Source organism: Pseudomonas sp. PA-1-3F, assembly GCF_021609665.1.
In the GTDB taxonomy this organism is placed as follows: Bacteria; Pseudomonadota; Gammaproteobacteria; order Pseudomonadales; family Pseudomonadaceae; genus Aquipseudomonas; species Aquipseudomonas paracarnis.
This window is the reverse complement of the sequence record NZ_WJZD01000014.1, coordinates 1-18,626: the sequence shown is the minus strand read 5'-3', so window position 1 is coordinate 18,626 and position 18,626 is coordinate 1. Positions and strand designations below refer to the sequence as shown.

20 protein-coding genes and 4 tRNA genes are annotated in these 18,626 nt (G+C 60.1%); 15 read left to right on the top strand and 9 right to left on the bottom strand.

Annotation, left to right across the window (positions count from 1 at the left end):
• The 8 genes from GIV26_RS11855 to GIV26_RS11820 all read left to right on the top strand — a co-directional run bounded on the left by GIV26_RS11855 (nt 1) and on the right by GIV26_RS11820 (nt 7,224).
• Entirely contained in the window at nt 1-765 is a 765-nt protein-coding gene (locus GIV26_RS11855; protein WP_003192533.1) for an SDR family oxidoreductase, read from the top strand.
• Between the two features lie 107 nt (nt 766-872).
• Nucleotides 873-948 (top strand) — tRNA-Val (locus GIV26_RS11850).
• 55 nt (nt 949-1,003) lie between these two features.
• Nucleotides 1,004-1,080 (top strand) — tRNA-Asp (locus GIV26_RS11845).
• A 105-nt stretch (nt 1,081-1,185) separates the two neighbouring features.
• A tRNA-Asp gene (locus GIV26_RS11840) sits at nt 1,186-1,262 on the top strand.
• Nucleotides 1,263-1,649: 387 nt separating this feature from the next.
• On the top strand, nt 1,650-4,481 hold the full coding sequence (locus GIV26_RS11835; RefSeq protein ID WP_236280635.1) for a xanthine dehydrogenase family protein molybdopterin-binding subunit: 2,832 nt from the start codon (nt 1,650-1,652) through the stop codon (nt 4,479-4,481).
• Entirely contained in the window at nt 4,474-5,013 is a 540-nt protein-coding gene (locus tag GIV26_RS11830) for a (2Fe-2S)-binding protein (protein ID WP_034128255.1), read from the top strand. The genes GIV26_RS11835 and GIV26_RS11830 overlap by 8 nt, the downstream gene beginning before the upstream one ends.
• Before the next feature lie 2 nt (nt 5,014-5,015).
• The gene (locus tag GIV26_RS11825) at nt 5,016-6,251 is read left to right on the top strand and encodes a c-type cytochrome (protein ID WP_236280632.1); all 1,236 of its coding nucleotides are present in this window, start codon (nt 5,016-5,018) and stop codon (nt 6,249-6,251) included.
• Between the two features lies 1 nt (nt 6,252).
• Nucleotides 6,253-7,224, top strand: coding sequence for an XdhC family protein (locus GIV26_RS11820; RefSeq protein WP_236280617.1), 972 nt, complete (start codon nt 6,253-6,255; stop codon nt 7,222-7,224).
• A gap of 136 nt (nt 7,225-7,360) precedes the next feature.
• On the opposite strand, the gene GIV26_RS11815 is transcribed toward GIV26_RS11820, so the two are convergent.
• Entirely contained in the window at nt 7,361-8,644 is a 1,284-nt protein-coding gene (locus GIV26_RS11815) for an NAD(P)/FAD-dependent oxidoreductase (protein ID WP_236280615.1), read from the bottom strand.
• 184 nt (nt 8,645-8,828) lie between these two features.
• Between GIV26_RS11815 and GIV26_RS11810 the strand changes: the two genes are divergently transcribed.
• The 5 genes from GIV26_RS11810 (at nt 8,829) to GIV26_RS11790 (ending at nt 12,400) form a co-directional block, all read left to right on the top strand.
• Nucleotides 8,829-8,905, top strand: a tRNA-Val gene (locus tag GIV26_RS11810).
• Between the two features lie 623 nt (nt 8,906-9,528).
• On the top strand, nt 9,529-10,245 hold the full coding sequence (locus GIV26_RS11805; RefSeq protein ID WP_014719143.1) for a DUF969 domain-containing protein: 717 nt from the start codon (nt 9,529-9,531) through the stop codon (nt 10,243-10,245).
• Nucleotides 10,242-11,192, top strand: a complete 951-nt coding sequence (locus GIV26_RS11800) for a DUF979 domain-containing protein (protein WP_236280612.1) — start codon at nt 10,242-10,244, stop codon at nt 11,190-11,192. Before GIV26_RS11805 ends, GIV26_RS11800 begins: the two co-directional genes overlap by 4 nt.
• Nucleotides 11,193-11,199: 7 nt before the next feature.
• Nucleotides 11,200-11,829: a pyroglutamyl-peptidase I gene (gene pcp, locus GIV26_RS11795; protein WP_236280610.1), complete on the top strand. Its 630-nt coding sequence runs from the start codon at nt 11,200-11,202 to the stop codon at nt 11,827-11,829.
• A 79-nt stretch (nt 11,830-11,908) separates the two neighbouring features.
• A complete protein-coding gene (locus tag GIV26_RS11790) occupies nt 11,909-12,400 on the top strand; it encodes an anti-virulence regulator CigR family protein (RefSeq protein ID WP_236280608.1) in 492 nt (163 codons plus the stop codon).
• Between the two features lie 12 nt (nt 12,401-12,412).
• Here GIV26_RS11790 and GIV26_RS11785 read toward each other — a convergent pair whose 3' ends face one another.
• Genes GIV26_RS11785 through GIV26_RS11775 form a run of 3 tightly spaced genes read right to left on the bottom strand, consistent with a single transcriptional unit; the run spans nt 12,413 to nt 14,784 of the window.
• Nucleotides 12,413-13,813 (bottom strand): heavy metal sensor histidine kinase, encoded by a 1,401-nt coding sequence (locus GIV26_RS11785; protein ID WP_236280605.1) that lies wholly within the window; start codon nt 13,811-13,813, stop codon nt 12,413-12,415.
• Complete coding sequence (locus GIV26_RS11780) at nt 13,810-14,481, bottom strand: heavy metal response regulator transcription factor (RefSeq protein WP_003192516.1); 672 nt, start codon at nt 14,479-14,481, stop codon at nt 13,810-13,812. The genes GIV26_RS11785 and GIV26_RS11780 overlap by 4 nt, the downstream gene beginning before the upstream one ends.
• A gap of 42 nt (nt 14,482-14,523) precedes the next feature.
• Nucleotides 14,524-14,784 carry a DUF2790 domain-containing protein gene (locus tag GIV26_RS11775; RefSeq protein WP_054898328.1) on the bottom strand — a complete coding sequence of 87 codons (261 nt, stop codon included), beginning with the start codon at nt 14,782-14,784 and terminating at the stop codon, nt 14,524-14,526.
• A gap of 183 nt (nt 14,785-14,967) precedes the next feature.
• Between GIV26_RS11775 and GIV26_RS11770 the strand changes: the two genes are divergently transcribed.
• Nucleotides 14,968-15,645 carry an HAD family hydrolase gene (locus GIV26_RS11770; RefSeq protein WP_236280601.1) on the top strand — a complete coding sequence of 226 codons (678 nt, stop codon included), beginning with the start codon at nt 14,968-14,970 and terminating at the stop codon, nt 15,643-15,645.
• Nucleotides 15,646-15,665: 20 nt separating this feature from the next.
• Here GIV26_RS11770 and GIV26_RS11765 read toward each other — a convergent pair whose 3' ends face one another.
• The 3 genes from GIV26_RS11765 to csrA form a co-directional block, all read right to left on the bottom strand.
• Nucleotides 15,666-15,962, bottom strand: coding sequence for a hypothetical protein (locus GIV26_RS11765; RefSeq protein WP_054898326.1), 297 nt, complete (start codon nt 15,960-15,962; stop codon nt 15,666-15,668).
• 93 nt (nt 15,963-16,055) lie between these two features.
• Nucleotides 16,056-16,316, bottom strand: a complete 261-nt coding sequence (locus GIV26_RS11760; RefSeq protein WP_057978631.1) for a hypothetical protein — start codon at nt 16,314-16,316, stop codon at nt 16,056-16,058.
• Nucleotides 16,317-16,525: 209 nt separating this feature from the next.
• The gene (gene csrA, locus GIV26_RS11755; protein ID WP_003192511.1) at nt 16,526-16,720 is read right to left on the bottom strand and encodes a carbon storage regulator CsrA; all 195 of its coding nucleotides are present in this window, start codon (nt 16,718-16,720) and stop codon (nt 16,526-16,528) included.
• 264 nt (nt 16,721-16,984) lie between these two features.
• Here csrA and GIV26_RS11750 point away from each other — a divergent pair, with 264 nt between their 5' ends.
• Nucleotides 16,985-17,350: an SPOR domain-containing protein gene (locus GIV26_RS11750; RefSeq protein ID WP_034128243.1), complete on the top strand. Its 366-nt coding sequence runs from the start codon at nt 16,985-16,987 to the stop codon at nt 17,348-17,350.
• A gap of 30 nt (nt 17,351-17,380) precedes the next feature.
• Here the strand turns inward: GIV26_RS11750 and GIV26_RS11745 are convergent, their stop codons facing one another.
• Both GIV26_RS11745 and GIV26_RS11740 read right to left on the bottom strand, forming a co-directional pair.
• The gene (locus GIV26_RS11745) at nt 17,381-18,070 is read right to left on the bottom strand and encodes an endonuclease (protein WP_052199994.1); all 690 of its coding nucleotides are present in this window, start codon (nt 18,068-18,070) and stop codon (nt 17,381-17,383) included.
• Between the two features lie 2 nt (nt 18,071-18,072).
• A complete protein-coding gene (locus tag GIV26_RS11740) occupies nt 18,073-18,324 on the bottom strand; it encodes a DUF1654 domain-containing protein (RefSeq protein ID WP_034128242.1) in 252 nt (83 codons plus the stop codon).
• Between the last annotated feature and the right edge of the window lie 302 nt (nt 18,325-18,626).

The following is an 18,626-nucleotide window of genomic DNA, read 5'->3' as shown; positions in this document are numbered from 1 at the left end:
ATGGAGGCCGCAGCGGCCAGTAACGGGCGCGTGGCGCTGGTGACGGGTGCGGCGCGGGGCATTGGCCTCGGGATTGCCGCGTGGCTGATCAGCGAAGGCTGGCAGGTGGTGCTGACCGACCTGGACCGCGAGCGCGGTGCCAAGGTGTCCAAGGTGCTGGGCGACAATGCCTGGTTTATCACCATGGACGTGGCCGACGAGAAGCAAGTGGCCCAGGGTGTCGCCGAGGTGCTGGGGCAGTTCGGGCGCCTGGATGCGTTGGTGTGCAACGCGGCGGTGGCCGACCCACGCAATATCACCCTGGAAAGCCTGGACCTGGCGTACTGGAATCGGGTGCTGGCGGTCAACCTCAGTGGGCCGATGCTGCTGGCCAAGCACTGCGCGCCTTACCTGCGTGCCCATGGCGGTGCCATCGTCAACCTGGCCTCGACCCGGGCGCGTCAATCCGAGCCTGACACCGAAGCCTATGCGGCCAGCAAAGGTGGGCTGTTGGCCCTGACCCACGCCCTGGCCATGAGCCTTGGGCCGGAAGTGCGGGTCAATGCGGTCAGCCCTGGCTGGATCGACGCACGTGATCCGGCTGCGCGGCGTGCAGAGCCGCTCACCGACGCCGATCATGCCCAGCATCCGGCGGGCAGGGTGGGGACGGTGGAGGACGTGGCGGCGATGGTGGCCTGGTTGCTGTCACGCCAGGCCGGGTTCGTCACCGGGCAAGAGTTCGTGGTGGACGGTGGCATGAGCAAGAAGATGATTTACAGCGAGTAGGGCGGGTAGCCGTCTTGAAGTCATTTCGTCTTTTTCAGAAAAACTTCAAGCAGGCTATTGACTTAGGTCCGCTACCTGCGTAAATTTCGCGGCCTCAACGAAGCAAAGGGTGATTAGCTCAGCTGGGAGAGCATCTGCCTTACAAGCAGAGGGTCGGCGGTTCGATCCCGTCATCACCCACCACTTCTTGAGAGTTTTGCCCTAGGGCAAGACGCAACGTTAAAGGTTGCACCGACGCGCAGCGGTAGTTCAGTCGGTTAGAATACCGGCCTGTCACGCCGGGGGTCGCGGGTTCGAGTCCCGTCCGCTGCGCCATATTTTCCAGGTTCGATCTGTCGGGCTTGAGATTGAACAGCCAAGGCTGATCGATCAGATGTTTAAAGGTGGTTGAGGGTTCATGCTCAATCAGCCAAGCGATACGCAGCGGTAGTTCAGTCGGTTAGAATACCGGCCTGTCACGCCGGGGGTCGCGGGTTCGAGTCCCGTCCGCTGCGCCATATCTGCATCAAGGCCCACTGAACGCCTTGAAGCACAAGGAAAGCCACTGGCTCACCTTGATCCGATAGCAAAGACCCTGGTCGAAAGACCGGGGTTTTTTGTGTCTGGGGTTTGAAAAAAAACCCATCTTCTTCGCTGCCATCAGCGCTCATTATCGGCAAACGGCCGACAGATCATTTCGATTCTGTCGGCCGTTTTGCGTTCTTGTGTCAAAAAATTTCAATGTGGTTATTTGCCGCAGGCGCAGAAACCTTTAAAGTTAACCCTTCGGTCAACTTTGCACTGTCATCATGGCCTTTTGATTCGTCGAGAAAGGTTTCTGCAAGTCTCCAGATTTGGTGTACTTAACCATAAGGGCGGATTTATAACCGCTCAGAGGATGATCCATGTCCAACCGTGAAATAACCCGGCGCTCGTTCCTCCAGGGCGGGCTGGTGGCGGGGGTGAGTGTCACGCTCACGCCGCTCAGCACCCAGGCGCTGGCTGCCTTGATGGAAAACAGCGTGACCGTGCCGTCTGAAAAGTGGCTTGGCCATAACGGCAAGGCGCGCCAGCGTAACGATGCCTTGTCGAAAGTCTGCGGCAGCAAGGTGTTTGCCCGCGACATCCGTTCCAAGGACATGCCTGGCTGGCCCCAGCAGCAAGGTCACGCCATGTTGCTCAAAACCATCAAGGCCGACCACATCTACGCGGGCTACGACCTGTCGTGGCTTGGCGCCGAGTTGCAGCCGGACCGCATTGTCACCGCTGCCGACCTGGACAAGGACGGTATCGTCTTCCCGGAAGAACATGCGCCGGACCCGTTGCTACCCGAGGGCAAAGTGCCGATGTTCATCGGTCACCCGGTGGCGATCCTGATCTGGAACGACTTCGAGCGTTTCCGTCAGGCCAAGAACAAACTCAAGTTCAATGACAAGGCGATTCGTTACGGCGCCAAAGTGCCGTATTACGAAGGTGACCCCTACGGTAGCTTCCGCTACGTGCGCGTGGGTGGCCCGACCTCGGCCGATGAAGACGAATTCGCCAGCCTCAAGGATTCGATCCTGTTCCCGATGCTGAAAAACCGTCGCCCAGTGTGGAATTCCCAGCCGAACCTGCACGGCAACCTGACCGAGCGCGGGCTGTTCTACGCCGAGCGCATGAAGAGCCAGATCAACACGCCACCGGACAACTGGCTAGTGTTTGACGAGCGCTACAAAACCCCATCGATCGAACCGGCCGCCATGGAGCCGGACAACGGCAACGGTTGGTACGATCCAGCGACCAAAACCCTGCACTTTGTGGTGGCCACCCAGTGCCCATTGGAAGTTGCGACCGAGACCGCCAAGATGATCTCGCCGTCGCGCTTCGGCCTGGCTCATCTGAACATGCACCCGGGTTACACCGTGGGTTACGGTTCCAAAGACCACAACATTTTCGTCTACTACGCCGCCCTCGCTGCGTTGTATGGCGCTGGTGTGCCGGTGCGCCTGGCCAACGACCGTTACGAGCAATTCCAGAGCGGCATCAAGCGTCACCCATTCGATATCCGCTATCAGTTGGCGGTCGACAAGAACGACCACAGCTTCAAAATCTTCCTCGCCGACATGAGCGTCGACGGCGGTGGCCGGATCAACTACAGCCCATCGGTGGCTGCGGTCGGCGCCACGGCGGCGCAGTCGATCTACTACATGCCGCAGAACGACCTGCAAGTCACCGCGTACCATTCCCGTGGCGTTGAAGCCGGTTCGATGCGGGGCTACGGCACCCTGCAAAGCATGGCGGCGACCGAAATGATGGTGGACGAAATCGCCGGTCGTCTCGGTGTGGATGCCATTGAGCTGCGGCGCAAGAACGCACTGCGTTCGGGCATGAAGAACACCCAGGGCGCGATCCCTGCCGGTGCGTTGCGGCTGCACGAAATTCTCGACAAGGCCGCTGTGCACGACGTGTGGAAAAACCGCGACGCGATCAAGCAACAGCGCGAAGCCGCAGACCCGGATAACTGGTATGGCGTCGGTTTTGCCATCTGCCAGAAAGACTTCGGCACCGGTTCCGAAGCGCCGATGGCTAGTGTTGAATTCAGCGCTGACGGCCGCATCAGCCTGCGCCACATCGGGATCGAAATCGGCACCGGCATGTCCACTTCGCAGTCGCTGGTGGTTGCCGACTTCCTCGGCAGCCCGGCTCATGAAGTAAAAACCGGCGAAACAGAGTGGCAGGAAATGCAGCTGGTCACCGGCGGCAACCCTTACACCATGAGCCAGGCCGAGCAGGACAACCTGCTGCGTAACCCGCGTTGGGTGGGCAAGCTCGCTTCGGCGTCGTCCGCGACCAACTCGGCGTACTACTTCAGCCACGCCACCCGTGAAGCGGCGCGTGTGCTGTTCAACCACGGCTTGTGGCCGGCAGCGCTGGAGATCTGGCGCCAGGGCCCGTTCGGCGGCCAGGCCAACCCCTATGTGGTGCGCCGCGAAGACGCACATTGGGTGGACGGCAAGCTCACCGCCAACGGCATGCAGCCATTGAGCTTTGAAGAACTGGCCAAGCGCGCTCATGAGCGCGGCCTGGTCACCGCTGCCACGGTCCACGGGTTCAACCGCTGGAGCTGGGCCGAGGCTGAGTACAGCATCGACGGCGTGCGCGAGCGCCTGCCGCTCGACGGTCTGGCGGTGAAATACGGCGACGGCGCGCCGAAAGCCAAGCAGGCGCTGATGAGCACTGCCGGTTTCCACCTGCTCGATCGCCAGAACGTCAGCTATCCCGCCACGCAGTTGAATAACGCTGCGGTGACGTACTACAGCCCCGTCGCCACGTTGGTCGAGTTGAAGGTCAACAAGGGTTCGGCGCAGGTCGAAGTGCTCAATCACCATTCATGGGTCGAGTGCGGGCGTGTGCTGGTTGAAGAGTTGGTCAAGGGCCAACTCGAAGGTGGAGTGGCCATGGGCATCGGTCACGCCTTGATGGAAGAAATGCCGTTGTACGAAGGCGGGCCGGGGGAGGGTGACTGGAACTTCAACCGCTACCGTCTGCCGATGGCGCGTCACGTTGCCGTGTGGGAACAGACCTCGGAGATTCTGCCGGCGCTGTCGCCAAGCGACCCGTCCAAAGGTATCGCTGAAGTGGTGATGATCCCGATTGTCGGGGCCATCGGTAATGCGGTGGCACACGCCATCGGTAAACGTGTTCGCGACCTGCCAATCACGGCTGCACGCATCAAGGAGGCCCTCAATGGCTAACCGTCCGCTTCAACTGACCCTCAATGGTCAACCCGTCGGCCCGGTGGACATCCCTGATGACCTGCCGATGATCGACTACCTGCACGAATACAAAAACCTCACGGGCTCGCGGCTGGGCTGCGGCCAAGGCATTTGCCACGCCTGTGTGGTGATCGTCGACAACCCGGACGGCACCAGCGAAGAAGTGCGCACCTGCATCACCGGCGCGCATTACTTCGAAGGCAAGCAAGTGCGCACTATCGAAGGCCACGCCAAGCGCGATGAGTCGGGCCAGGTCACTGAGCTCAACCCGATCCAGCAGCGCTTCGTGGATGAGTTCGCCTTTCAGTGCAGCTATTGCGCGCCGGGCTTCGTTAACGCGGCGACCGTGTTGGTGGAGAAACTGCAACGCCAGCCGACCGTGCACAGCAAGCTGGAACAAGTCATCGAGGACAGCCTCGGTCATCACGTCTGCCGTTGTACCGGGTACGTGCGTTATTACAACGCCACCCGCAACGTGCTGACCGATCTCGGCCTGGTCAAGGAGGGTTAAGCATGAAGCTTTTTCTGACCCGCCTGGCCTTGGCGGTCGGCCTGGCCGCGCCGGTATTGTTTGCCCACGCTGATGATCAAGCCAAGCGCGGCGAATACCTCGCCCGCGCCGCTGACTGCATGGCCTGCCACACTGCACCGGGCGGCGCGCCGTTTGCCGGCGGCCTGCCGATTGTCTCGCCGTTTGGCACCATCTATGGCACCAATATCACGCCAAGCAAAGAACACGGCATCGGCTTGTACAGCGATGACGAGTTCTTCGCTGCGTTGACCGAAGGCAAGCGTCGCGACGGTGCGTACTTGTACCCGGCGATGCCCTACACCTCGTACCACCTGATGCCGCGTGAAGACTCGGACGCCATTCATGCGTACCTCAAAACCATCGAGCCGATCGAGCGCGCAGCGCCGGTCACGAGCCTGAGCTTTCCCTTCAACGTGCGCCTGGGCCTGATGGGCTGGAACGTGTTGTACGGCAAAGCGCTGAAACTGGAACCGGCCGAAGGCAAGAGCGATGCCTGGAAGCGCGGCCAGTACATGGTCGAAGTGCTCGGCCACTGCGGCGAATGCCACACGCCACGTGGCCTTCCCGGCGCGATGGAACTGGACAAACGCCTGACCGGCGGCATCCTCAATGGCTATCTGGCGCCCAGCCTGCTCGCCACGGACCTGGCCGCGCGCGGCTGGAATGAGCAGGACTTGGCCACGTTCCTCAAGCACGGCATGAGCGCACAAGGGACGATGTTCAACGAGATGTTCCCGGTGTTCCACAACAGCACCCAGGGCCTGAGCAATACGGACTTGGCCGCGATGGCGACCTTCCTGCTCGGCGATAAACCGCCGGCAGCCAAGGCGTTGGTCGAAGTGCCGGTGGACAAGCTCGGCCCGAGCGCTCAGCGCGGCCGCCAGGAATACCTGAACGTCTGTGCCGGTTGCCATGCCGCCGATGGTGAAGGCAAGCCACACATCGCGGTGGCGATGCGCGGCAACACCACGCTGCGGCTGGAAGACCCGCGTAACCTTGTGCGGGTGATCGAGGACGGGATTGGCGAGCAGAAGTTCTCCGGGTTCGAGCATATGCAACCGATGCCGGGCTTCGCTGGAAAACTTAGCTCGGAACAACTCACCGATCTGATCAATTACCTGCGCCAAGGTTGGGGTGGGCAATCGGCGGAGCTGGCGGTGAGCGATGTGCAGAAGCTGCAGGCTGAGGCGCCGTCCATCGAGCACAAGGCGCACTGACATGCAGCATCTGGATCTGCAGGTGATACGGCGGGCGCTGGCGTGGTCGGTGGCGGGGCAGCGCATTTGGCTCTGTACGGTGCTGGCCACCTACGGCTCGGCGCCGCGGGCGCCGGGTTCGCTGCTGGCGGTGAACGCCGCTGGGCAGTGGATTGGGTCGTTGTCGGGTGGTTGCGTCGAGGAAGACTTTCTCGAACGCGTCGCCGAAGGTGCGTTTTTCGCTGCGGTCAACGTGGTGCGCTACGGCGCAGGGGACGATCCGCGCTCGCGGGTCAGCCTGCCCTGCGGCGGCATTCTCGATGTATTGGTTGAGAAGTTCGAGCCTGACTGCGAGGTGCAGGCTCACCTGCGTGAAGTGGAGTCGGCGCTGCTCGGGCAGCGCCGCTTGATTCGCCAGGTCGACCTGGCCAGCGGGGAGCGCAGCCTGGTCGCTGATTGTGAGCAGGGCGTGCGCATCGAGCGTGACAGTGAGCGGGTGCGCATCCGCGTCGGTGCGGCTCAGCGTTTATTACTGGCCGGGTACTCCAGCGTGGCGCAGGCGTGTGCCGAGTTTGCAGTCGGCCTTGGGTTCGAAGTGATTCTCTGCGACCCACGCGAGGAGGTGCTGGAAGGCGTGGTGCTCAATGGCGTGGAGATTCGTCGCCAGTTGCCGTCGGTGTTTATTGCCGACGGCGGCTGTCACCGTGATACGGCGGTGGTTGCGCTGACGCATGACCCGCGTATCGACGATCTGGCGATGATGGAAGCGGTGCGTACCGACGCGTTCTACATTGGCGTGATGGGGTCGTTGCAGACCTCGCAGAAGCGCTTTGAGCGACTGCGCCGGATCGGTGGGTTGGGGGAGCCTGAACTGGCGCGGATACACGCGCCCATCGGGCTTCACCTGGGCAGCAGGACGCCGTCGGAAATTGCGTTGGCGGTATTGGCGGATATCGTACGGATTCGTAGCGGGGTTGCTCGCGACCAGCTCTGAAGTGCATCTTTGCTTGAAGGCTGATGTAAATGTGGCGAGGGAGCTTGCTCCCGCTGGAGTGCGTAGCGCTCCCAGGCTTTTGGGGCCGCTTCGCAGCCCAGCGGGAGCAAGCTCCCTCGCCACAGGTTGCCTGTGTTTACATGCCGAATTTATCGCGCAATCCGTAGTACCAAGCTCCCAGCGCCGCAAACGGCGTGCGCAACATTTGCCCACCCGGGAACGGGTAATGCGGCAAGCCCGCAAACGCATCAAAACGCTCAGCCTGACCTCGCAAGGCCTCCGCCAGTACTTTGCCTGCCAAGTGCGTGTACGTCACGCCATGACCGCTACAGCCCTGGGAGTAATAGATGTTGTCACCCAGGCGGCCGACCTGCGGCAAACGCGACAGGGTGAGGAGGAAATTGCCGGTCCAGGCGTAGTCGATCTTCACGTTCTTCAGTTGCGGAAAGGCCTTGAGCATTTTCGGTCGGATGATCGCTTCGATATTCGCCGGGTCCCGCGCGCCATAGACCACGCCGCCGCCGAAGATCAGGCGCTTGTCGCTGGTGAGGCGGTAGTAGTCGAGCAGGTAGTTGCAGTCCTCGACACAGTAATCCTGTGGCAATAAAGTCTTGGCTACTTCATCGCCCAGTGGCGCCGTGGTGATCACTTGGGTGCCGCACGGCATCGACTTGGCCGCTAGCTCCGGCACCAGATTGCCCAGGTAAGCGTTCCCCGCGACGATAATGAATTTGGCCCTGACCCTGCCTTCGGCGGTGTGTACCACCGGATTGGCACCGCGCTCAATGCGCACCGCTGCCGATTGCTCATAGATCGTGCCGCCCAGGGATTCCACAGCCGCGGCTTCACCGAGCGCCAGGTTGAGCGGGTGGATATGGCCACCGCTCATGTCCAGCAAACCCCCCACATAGTTGTCACAGGCCACCACCTCGCGGATGCGGCGCTCGTCCAGCAACTCCAGTTGCGTATGGCCGTAGCGCTCCCACAGGCGCTTTTGCGACTCCAGGTGGCCCATGTGCTTGCTGTTGAGGGCGGCGAACACACCGCCGTCCTTCAAGTCGCACTGGATCTGGTACTTGGACACGCGTTCACGGATGATCCTGCCACCTTCAAACGCCATCTGCCCCAACAACTGCGCATGCTGGGGCCCGACGCTGCGCTCGATCACGTCGATATCGCGGCTGTAGCTGTTGACGATCTGCCCACCGTTGCGACCCGAAGCACCAAAACCCACCTTGGCGGCTTCCAGCACCGTGACGCGAAAGCCGTTCTCCAGCAAAAACAGCGCACTGGAAAGCCCGGTATAGCCGGCCCCGATCACGCACACATCGGTCTCGACTTCACCTTGCAACACAGGACGGGGCGGAACTGCATTCGCGGAAGCGGCGTAATACGACTGGGGGTAGGGGGTGTTCGCCATCCTGGAACCTCTGTTTTATATTTTTTACGAGTGCGCCGATCCTACCTGAGTTGAAAATTGCCTGCCAGCCACCCGAAAATCACGGGTGTACCCGGCGCAAATAAAAAATTCGCATATTCATAGGGTTAGCTGCAAAAAAGATGTTGACACCCCTTCGGAATTCCGTAGAATGCCGCCTCACAGCAGGCACGTAGCTCAGTTGGTTAGAGCACCACCTTGACATGGTGGGGGTCGTTGGTTCGAGTCCAATCGCGCCTACCAAACAAAATCCGCTCTGCTGGGCGGTCTAGAAGGGCTCACCGAAAGGTGGGCCCTTTTTTGTTGCCTGAAATTTGGGCAAAGGAAAGTCAAGACGCCGGGCGGCGTCTTTCAGGGCTTGTATGTCCAATCAGGCGAACAGCGTCGCCACCGCCAGCAGGCAAATTACCTGGGCGAACAGCTGGCAGCGTATTTCGCCAAGCGTGGTCGCCATACTACTCATTTGTCCGGCATACATAGCGGGAACCCCTCATTGTCGGCACGACGCCGTGAATGAACTCCAAGTACACACAGCTGCACCGTGGAGTATAGGCGCTGATCAGGAATTTTCCCTGCCGACGCCATAGCGAGTTCATCCTCGCGATTTTTCCAAAAAAACTGCGCTGAATCTCTGCATGGCACCGTACCGCCCGAAGCCATCCCCCCACAAAAATTATTGGTTTGCAGCAACAATTTTTCTTGTTGGACACCCCCGGCCCCAGGCAGCAAAGTTGCGCCACTGACGCTCGACCTTCCAGGTCAACAATAAAAAACCGAGCCGACTGCACGCCACTTTCACGCTGTGAGCCCTTTGCCCACATCCTGCTGTAATGGCGCCGCAGCGCGCACTAAAGGACCTCCCAGCCATGCAAACTGTTGTGAACTTATGGCCGTTGATCGGCGTACTTGTCATCGTGGTCGGCTTTGTATTGCGCTTCAATCCGCTGTTGGTGGTCACCGCGGCCGCCATCGCCACCGGGCTTGCCGCCCAGTTCCCGCTGGAAAAAATTCTCGCCACCATGGGCGATGGCTTCCTTCAGACCCGTGCGCTGCAACTGATTCTGTTATTGCCGCTGGCGGTGATTGGCCTGCTGGAGCGCCATGGCCTGCGCCTGCATGCGCAGAACTGGATTGCACGCTTCGAACGCGCCACGGTCGGGCGTTTGTTGATCATCTATCTGTTTGTGCGTGAGTCCACGGCGGCCATGGGGTTGACCAGCCTGGGTGGGCATCCGCAGATGGTGCGGCCGCTGCTGGCGCCGATGGCCGAGGGCGCAGCGGAAAAACGCTATGGCAAGTTGCCGGATAAGCTGCGCCACAAGGTACTGGCCATGTGCGCTGCCACCGACAACGTCGGGTTGTTCTTTGGTGAGGACATCTTCGTGGCCTTTGGTGCGATTGCGTTGATGCACACCTTCCTGCTTGGCTCGGGGATTGATGTGGAGCCGCTGCACATTGCGGTGTGGGGCATCCCGACGGCGATCTGCGCCTTCATCATTCACGCTATCCGGTTGCATCGTTTTGACCGGCGCTTGACCCGCGAAATGAGCTCGGCCACCGCTCCGGTGGAGGCTGCTCAATGATTATTTCCATTCAATACCTGTACTGGCTGGCGGGCGTGCTGTTGCTGATCACCGCCGGCATGACCCTGCTCGACCGTTCCCACCCCAAGCGCTGGTCCAGTGCGCTGTTCTGGTTGTTGTTCGCCGTACCGTTCCTTATAGGCGAGCGCCTGCCTTCGGTGGTCATCGGAGTGGGTGTGGTGATGATGGCATTGATTGCGGGCTTGGGCGGCGTTGGTCGTGGCCGCCATGCCGAATTGCGCGACAAGGCGTCCCGCGCCAGTGCCGGGCGCCTGGGCCACAAATTGTTCATTCCGGCGTTGGCGATTCCGCTAACCACGGTGATTGGCTCAGTGTTGCTCAAACACATCGAAATCGGTGGTGTACCGCTGCTGGACCCGAAGAACACCACCTTTGTCTCCCTCGGCATCGGTTGCCTGATCGCCCTTGGCCTGGCCTGCTGGCTGACCCGGGATACGCCGGTACAAGCGTTACGCGAATCCCGTCGCCTGACCGAAGCCCTGGGCTGGGCCATGGTGCTTCCGCAAATGCTGGCGATGCTCGGGCTGTTGTTCAATGAGGCCGGGGTGGGCACGGCGGTCGCTCATGTCACCACCACCTACATCAACCTGGACTACAAGTTGGTGGCGGTGATGGTCTATGTGTTGGGCATGGCCTTGTTTACCGTGATCATGGGCAATGGTTTTGCGGCCTTTCCGGTGATGACCGGTGGCGTCGGCGTGCCGGTGCTGGTGGGGATTTACGGCGGCAATCCGGCGGTGATGGCGGCGATTGGTATGTTCTCTGGCTATTGCGGTACGTTGATGACGCCGATGGCGGCCAACTTCAATATCGTACCGGCGGCGCTACTGGAGCTGCCGGATAAAAATGCGGTGATCAAAGCCCAACTACCCACGGCGCTGATGATGCTGGTGGTCAATATCGTGCTGCTCTATCTGTTGATGTGAGGCCATTGTGCAAAACGTATTGCTGACGGGCTTCGAGCCCTTTGATAAGGCGGCGGTAAACCCTTCTTGGGAGGCCGTGCGCCAGTTGGACGGTGTGCAGTTGTGCGAGGGGGTGCAGATGGTTGCGCGTTGCTTGCCCTGCGTATTTGCCAGCGCTGCCGAAACCTTGCTCCAGTTGATCAGCGAACTGCGGCCGGCAATGGTCATCGCCACGGGCCTGGGGCCTGGGCGCAGTGATATTTCCATCGAGCGCGTTGCGATCAACGTAAACGATGCGCGTATTCCCGACAATCTGGGGGCGCAGCCGATTGATATTGCGGTAGTGGATGGCGGCCCGGCTGCGTACTTCTCGACGTTGCCGATCAAGGGCATGGTCAAGGCGGTGCATGAGGCGGGTATCGCGGCTTCGGTATCGCAGACGGCGGGAACGTTTGTGTGCAACCAGGTGTTTTATCATTTGCAGCACGCCTTGGTGGGGACTGGGGTACGCAGTGGGTTTATTCACGTACCTGGTTTGCCTGACGCGGGCGAGCCTTCGATGGCGCTATCGACAATAGTCGAGGGGTTGCGTGTGGCGGCGTTGGCAGCCTGGCAAACCCAGGTAGATATCGCCTTGAGTGGTGGTCAGGTGAGCTGACGGCAGGCGCTGTTGTTTGGGTACGCTGTGTTGCGATTTCAACTACAGTTCAAGCACATATTTGCCTTGGGAAGTCGCCATGTTTAAGCGTACGAAGTTCGTGTCGGTTGCGTTGTCCCTTGCGCTGTCCGTGACCAGTGGCCTTGCCTATGCAGATCCAGGTAATGGCAAAGGCCAAGGCAATAACAAGGGTGATGCCTATGGTGGGCAGGACAACGGCAAAGGTCACGGTAATAACAAAGGTAATGCCCAGGGTGGGCACGGTAAGGGCAAGGACAATGGCGGGCCCTCCAGGAATGACTTCAGCGTTGATCGCGGTCTTGTACTGAACGTGCTGGGCGGTCACCGCGATTATTGGCGCCCTGGCCCGGCCTTGCCGCCTGGCATTCAGAAAAACCTGGCACGCGGCAAGCCCCTGCCGCCCGGTATTGCCAAGAAGCTGGACGGCCGCTTGCTGGGGCAGTTGCCTCGCTACGACGGTTACGAGTGGCAGCAAGCGGGGACCGACTTGATATTGGTGGCCATCGCGACCGGTATCATCTACGAAGTTCTGAACGGCGCGTTTGATTGAGTCGCAGCGCCCTCAGGCTTCACGGCCGGGGAAAAACAACTCAAAACAGGTCACGCCATCTTCACTGTTTACACGGTACCGCCCGTTATGCAGCTGCATGATGGTCGCCACGATCGAGAGTCCCAGGCCGTTGGACTGGGCTGACCGCTCGCGGGATTCATCCACCCGGTAGAACCGTTCGAACAGCCGCGGCAGGTGCTCGGCCGGGATCGTCTGGCCGTGGTTACTGACCCTCAGGTTGATGCCCGCGCCATCCGGCACTGCCTGGATACTCAGTTCCGAGCCCGGCGCGCCATATTTGATGGCGTTGGCGCACAGGTTTGCCAAGGCACGGCGCAGCAACATCGGTTCAGCCCAGATCACCCCTTCGCCCAAGGCGGTGATGTGCATGTCCACATCACCGGCCAGCCCCTCGAAGTAATCCGCGATGCGTTCCACTTCATCCGCTGCGTCCAGCGCCTGGCGTTGGCGCAGTGCGCTGGCGGGGTCGGTGCGGGCCAGGAACAGCATGTTGTCGAGCATTCGCGCCAGGCGTTCCAGCTCTTCGACATTGGAGGCCAGCAGTTGCTGGTAGCTCTCGATGCTGCGCTGCTGCTGCAGGGCAACCTGGGTTTCGCCGAGCAGGTTGTTGATCGGGGTACGCAGTTCGTGGGCCATATCGGTGGATACTTGGCCCAGTTGTACAAAGCCTTTGGCCAGGCGCTCAAGCATGGTGTTGAACGAGTCGATCATGGGCAGCAATTCTTTCGGCGCGCCTTGGCTGTCGAGGCGTTCGGCCAGGTTGCTGACGCCGATCCCTTGGGCATGCCGGGCCAGGCGGCGCAACGGCAGCAAGCCGCGATGAACCAGCAGGTAACCCACCAGCGCCAGGATGATCGCGGCGATACTCGCCAGGATGTAGACGCTGAGTCGATAACTGGCGAGCACCGCGGTGCGCTCGGTCATCAGGCGGCCGCTGGTGATTTGCAAGCTGCCCAGGTCGCCGGAGTCGATGGCCACGGCCACCAGCGAGAAGGGAATGCCGTTCAGGCCTGGTAAATGTTGCACGTCGCTCAATATGAGCCGGTGATCCTTGGGCAGCGGCTGGATCGACGGCAACTCAATATTCCCCGGGTTTACCAGCAGCAGTGCCTGTTTGCCGGGGGCGGTAATGCTCAGCACCGATTCGCGGTTGCCCAACATGTTCTGGAACAGCTCTGGCTTGGTCTTGATCAGGTCCAGGGTATTGCTGTCGTTGAGCAGGTTGCGTAACTGGTCCACCCGGGATATCAGCGCGGCGTCATCGCGGCGGATCAGTTCGCGCTCCAGTTCCCGGTACAGCGCCACGCCCAGGGTGGCCAGCAAGGCGAAGGCGAGCAGGGCGAAGATCAACGCCAGGCGCAGGGTCAGGGAGTAAGGGTGTTGACGGTTCATGGCTGGGTATCGAAGCGGTAGCCAATGCCCCGCACGCTGTGGATCAGCTTGAGCTGGAACGGGTCGTCGATTTTCAGGCGCAGGCGGCGCACGGCGACATCCACTACATTGGTGTCGCTGTCGAAGTTCATGTCCCACACCCGCGAAGCAATCAGCGAGCGGGACAGCACCTGGTCCTGGTGCGTCGCGAACAGATGCAGCAGGGCGAACTCTTTGTTGGTCAGGGTAATGCGCGTGCCAGCGCGGGTCACCCGACGTTTGAGTACGTCAATGTGCAGGTCGGCGATGTGCAGTTGTTCTTCATCCCGGCTCGGGCCACGACGGTTGAGGGTACGCAGGCGCGCCACCAGTTCGGCGAACGAAAAGGGCTTGATCAGGTAGTCATCGGCACCCAGCTCAAGGCCTTTGATGCGGTCGGCGATGTCATCGCGGGCGGTGAGGAACAGCACCGGAGTATCGGCTTCTTTGCGCAGGCGGCGCAGCACTTCCCAGCCATCCATTTTCGGCATCATCACGTCCAGTACGATCACGTCGAACGGCGTTTCAAGGGCCTGGTGCAAGCCGTCCACTCCATCGCGGGCCAGGCTTACGCAATGCCCCAGCTCCTGCAGCCCATTGAGCAGATAATTACCGGCCTTGGGTTCGTCTTCGACTACGAGGATGTTCATGGAAGGTGCTCTGCTTCAATAAGTTGCGCCAGTGTAGCCCGATCAATTGTCATTGGCGCAACCGGTGCCCTGGACTTGGTAATCCAGCACATGTTCGCGGTCTTGGTGGTCCAGATAGCGCAGTTGCGCCGGCACAACCCCGCATTGGCCGTAGGTGTCGGTGCTCGACAGCACCCTGGCGACATCCAGGTGCACGAAGAAGCCGGTTTTGTCGTGGATCACGTTGGTAGCGGGGGCGGTGTCGGCAGCGAATGCCGAGCCAGTGGCGAGCAAAGCGGCGAAGCCCAGGGCAATCAGTTTCATGGTGGTGTCTCACGTTCCGCGTGGGTAGTGAGCTCACGGTAACCAGGCGACCCCAACAGACAACCAACAGGATCATGACAAGTTCGTCATTTTTTACTTGGAGGTGACGGGCCAGGACTCGGCGTTTACAAGCGTCGAAGTGATCCGTAGATTGCAGGGCCCAGCCCATGAGGAAGCCGCGCAGTGTCCAGCCCAACTCCAAATGTATTTACCCGGCGTTACCGCGCCTTTCTGTTCGATATGGACGGGACCCTGCTCAACTCCATTGCCGCTGCGGAGCGCGTCTGGGGCATCTGGGCTGCACGGCATGGCTTGGATGTGGAAGCGTTTCTGCACACCATTCATGGCGCCCGCGCGATTGATACGATCACCCGCCAGGCATTGCCGGGCGTCGATCCACAGGTAGAAACCCAATGGATCACCGAGGCTGAGCTGGACGATGTCGAAGGCATCGTGGCGATTCCCGGCGCGGTGGCGTTTTTGGCGAGCCTGCCCGTCGATCAATGGGCGTTGGTCACCTCAGCGCCAAAGGCATTGGCCGTGCGCCGACTGCAAGCAGCGGGCATTCCCGTGCCGGCGGTACTGGTGACAGCCGAAGATGTGAAGACAGGCAAGCCCGATCCGGCCTGTTATGTGCTGGGTGCTCGGCGCCTGGGCGTGCCGGTGCAGGACTGCCTGGTGTTCGAGGACGCCACAGTGGGTATTCAGGCTGGGGAAGCGGCGGGGGCGGATATCATGGTGGTGACCTCGACACACGTGGCGCCGATGGTGACCGCCCATGCTTGCATCGAGCAATACGGTGCGTTGAAAGCCGAGCGTGGGGCTGATGGCTTGCTGTCCTTAAGTTCGTTGGCGCCATGATACGTGGAAGGCCGAGCCCGTTACCGGTCTCGGCCTTCCATGCAGTCGATGGGATCGGACAGTGCCTGCAGTCGGCTGTTTTTCATCCCCTGGCGCGACACCACCATTTCCCTGAGTATCTCGGTGGCGAGCCGGTTGATGGCTTCTGTACCGTGATAATGCGCGCGCACGATGCCGGTAATCGCGAAGTGATCGGTTCCCGGGCCGCTGAGAACGGCTGAGAGAGTACCGTCGGCATGCAGCGTGCACTCAACGGTATAGCTGGGCAGGCGCGCTGCCAGTGCTGACTCGATCTGGGCTTTACTGAGGGTATCCATCTGTATCTGCACCTTTGACTGACTGCGCAAGCCCAATGATAGGTGGTGCGGCGGCGCTGTAAATACCGGCGATCCGATAACAGGTAAACGCCCTCAGCGTGCGGTTTTTCCATGGGTGCGATGAGCGGCGCGCTGACGCAGCTTGCGCAAGATCACCTTCTGGATGGGCTTGAGGCAGAACGCAAGCAGGTAGCCACAGAGCAGAAGCGCAAGATCCAACCAGGAATGGGTGTCGGGATCGGCCCCTTCCACTTCCATTCTCAAGCAGCACCCGAGTGCCACGAAGACCAGCCCTATCAGCAGGGCGATCATCCAGGATCTTGAAACAAGCGGTTGCGACGCGGCTGGCCTCATCGACGTGTTCCCGAAATGCACTCGGACGGCAGGATAAAGTGTCAGAAGTTGGGCTGCCAATAGCGCGACAAGTTCCGGATGCCCTGACAGTTTCATCTTGCAGCGAAGGAAGGGTTCAACGTGCGCTGGTCACCCGGGAAGCGCGAACAGGCCAATTGGGTTTTCGCCAGCCGTTACAGTGAACGAAAAGGCTGGCTACTGGAGGCGTTTCAAGGCGTCTGGTTTTTGTCAGGTGCAGTCAGGCCGGCCTGGATACGCTGGTAAATCTCCTCGCGATGCACGGCAACATCCTTAGGTGCGTTGATGCCGATTCGTACTTGCTGGCCGCTAACGCCCAGGATGGTGATCGTAATGTCATCACCGATGTTTATGCTTTCACCGACTTTGCGGGTGAGTATAAGCATGGACTTCTCCTTGAATTACTTTTAAGGACACATGTTTCAGACAGGGTAGGTGTCGGATGTGTGTAGCTTACTGCGAAGCGCTTCCCTGTGACTGCCTCTTTCTAGGACGCATAGAGGCGACATTAATTCCCATGGCGGTATCATACAGGTCGCGATACATGATTCGCATTGTTTAAGCCAACGTTTATGACGGCCAGAATAGACAGTGAATGGTAAAGTTGCCTCTTTGATCCTCAAAGGAGCAGGGCAGTGCGTAAAGTAGCGATGGCAATTGTGGTGTTGGCGTTGGCCGGATGCGGTGAAGGTAAGTCGGTCGACGCCCCCAAGGCCAAGCCTGCCGTGACCGAAAGCCTGCCGCAAACCGGTGCGATTGCCGCTCAGGAATGGGATATACGGGTCGGCCCGCCGGACCATAAGCTGCAGGCGATCACCGACCTGACCGCCTGGTTGCTGGAGCACGGGTTCAATTTCTACATCGTGAAAGTCGACGGCAAGGATGAGGTGCTATTGGGGCCGTTCGCGACCAAAGCCGAGGCCGAAGCCAAGCAGGCGCTGCTAAACGAAAAAATGGCGCGGGCCAAGAAAAACGACACCGTGTCGGAGATTATCGAACACCAGGCTGCGCAGTAGCGGGCGAAGTGGGCGGGCCCCCGCCCACAGTCAGCCGCAGGCCTTCAGGTTGACCGGGCCGACGAATTCATTACCACGTCCCATCACGCACGCCACTGTCTGGTTGCGCTGGCGCTCCCAGGTTTGCACCGGATAGGTCTTGTTCCAGGCTTCATACAATTGCCGGTCCTGCTTCGACAGGCGCAGGCCATACTGCTTGCTCATATAAAAATACGTGCGTGCGATCATCCCGCGAATGGACGGGCGCGGCATGACTTTCTTCGCCTTGAAGTCCACCTGGGTCAGGCATGAGCCGTACTGCCCGCTTTGCACCGGCAGCCAGCCAAAACTGAAGTTGTTACGGTCACCATTCACTTCGCCGATGCTCGGCACCAGGTTGTGCAGGTCTGCCTCGGCGCGCTTGAACACCTCATCATGGCGCGTGCAGTTTTTTCGCCCGCCATTTTGCCAGCATTGGCGCTGATGTCCGATTTGCCAGGCCGGCACGATGTGTTCCCACTCAATGCGTGCAGCGCGGTTGGCGTTTTTGCGGGGGATGTAACCGCAGGCTTTCAGGTTCACCCGGTTACCGGTGTATTTGCAGCCGCAATAAAATTCGGTGGATTGCGGCGCGTAGAGCTTCCAGGCGATCTTCTTGGCTTCGCTAAAGGTGCGAGGGGCTTGGGCGTTGGCAGTGAAGGTTAAAAACAGACAGCACACAGCAATAAAACGGGCACTCACAATCAATCTTCCTTCGGTACAACCCAAAAAATCTGCACGCCACCGTCGTCCCGATAGGCGAGGGTGACGTTGTCATTCTCTGCAATCTCTTCCAGTAAACGTTGCCAATCGTTCTCCGGTTCCTCGGGTAAACGGAAGATCAACGCCGCCTTGGCTTTCTGCGCGTTGGTCGAATTGATGATTTTTTGCACGCGGATAGCCAGGCGCTGATAGGCGTCAGGCGCTGCAGGTGCTGCGGAAGAGGGCTTTGCCACAGAGCATTCCTTAATTGGCTGTACGCACATACAGTATTTAACTGTAGGCAATTTCGCAACTGCTTAAATTTCAAGAAGTTCGTCTGACAGCGAATCAGGGAGTTTGTTGAAGTTCGGGGGGAGAGGGGCTGAATGTGGCGAAGGGGGTTGTTTCCGCTCGGGGGGGGGGGGGCCGCCAGTGGTTTTGGGGGGTCTGCGCCCCCCGGGGGGGAGGTCCCCCCCCCCCAAAACACCATTCTTTCACAGAAGCAGCAGGGGTTGGTGTTCTCAGAAGAATCCTTGTCGCGTCTTTTTGTTCTGGG

Excerpts from the sequence above, each read along its gene's own strand:
- GIV26_RS11855 (WP_003192533.1), top strand. The coding sequence starts at position 1 with ATGGAGGCCGCAGCGGCCAGTAACGGGCGCGTGGCGCTGGTGACGGGT.
- GIV26_RS11835 (WP_236280635.1), top strand. The coding sequence starts at position 1,650 with ATGTCCAACCGTGAAATAACCCGGCGCTCGTTCCTCCAGGGCGGGCTG.
- GIV26_RS11830 (WP_034128255.1), top strand. The coding sequence starts at position 4,474 with ATGGCTAACCGTCCGCTTCAACTGACCCTCAATGGTCAACCCGTCGGC.
- GIV26_RS11825 (WP_236280632.1), top strand. The coding sequence starts at position 5,016 with ATGAAGCTTTTTCTGACCCGCCTGGCCTTGGCGGTCGGCCTGGCCGCG.
- GIV26_RS11820 (WP_236280617.1), top strand. The coding sequence starts at position 6,253 with ATGCAGCATCTGGATCTGCAGGTGATACGGCGGGCGCTGGCGTGGTCG.
- GIV26_RS11815 (WP_236280615.1), bottom strand. The coding sequence starts at position 8,644 with ATGGCGAACACCCCCTACCCCCAGTCGTATTACGCCGCTTCCGCGAAT.
- GIV26_RS11805 (WP_014719143.1), top strand. The coding sequence starts at position 9,529 with ATGCAAACTGTTGTGAACTTATGGCCGTTGATCGGCGTACTTGTCATC.
- GIV26_RS11800 (WP_236280612.1), top strand. The coding sequence starts at position 10,242 with ATGATTATTTCCATTCAATACCTGTACTGGCTGGCGGGCGTGCTGTTG.
- GIV26_RS11790 (WP_236280608.1), top strand. The coding sequence starts at position 11,909 with ATGTTTAAGCGTACGAAGTTCGTGTCGGTTGCGTTGTCCCTTGCGCTG.
- GIV26_RS11785 (WP_236280605.1), bottom strand. The coding sequence starts at position 13,813 with ATGAACCGTCAACACCCTTACTCCCTGACCCTGCGCCTGGCGTTGATC.
- GIV26_RS11780 (WP_003192516.1), bottom strand. The coding sequence starts at position 14,481 with ATGAACATCCTCGTAGTCGAAGACGAACCCAAGGCCGGTAATTATCTG.
- GIV26_RS11775 (WP_054898328.1), bottom strand. The coding sequence starts at position 14,784 with ATGAAACTGATTGCCCTGGGCTTCGCCGCTTTGCTCGCCACTGGCTCG.
- GIV26_RS11765 (WP_054898326.1), bottom strand. The coding sequence starts at position 15,962 with ATGGATACCCTCAGTAAAGCCCAGATCGAGTCAGCACTGGCAGCGCGC.
- GIV26_RS11760 (WP_057978631.1), bottom strand. The coding sequence starts at position 16,316 with ATGAGGCCAGCCGCGTCGCAACCGCTTGTTTCAAGATCCTGGATGATC.
- csrA (WP_003192511.1), bottom strand. The coding sequence starts at position 16,720 with ATGCTTATACTCACCCGCAAAGTCGGTGAAAGCATAAACATCGGTGAT.
- GIV26_RS11750 (WP_034128243.1), top strand. The coding sequence starts at position 16,985 with ATGGCAATTGTGGTGTTGGCGTTGGCCGGATGCGGTGAAGGTAAGTCG.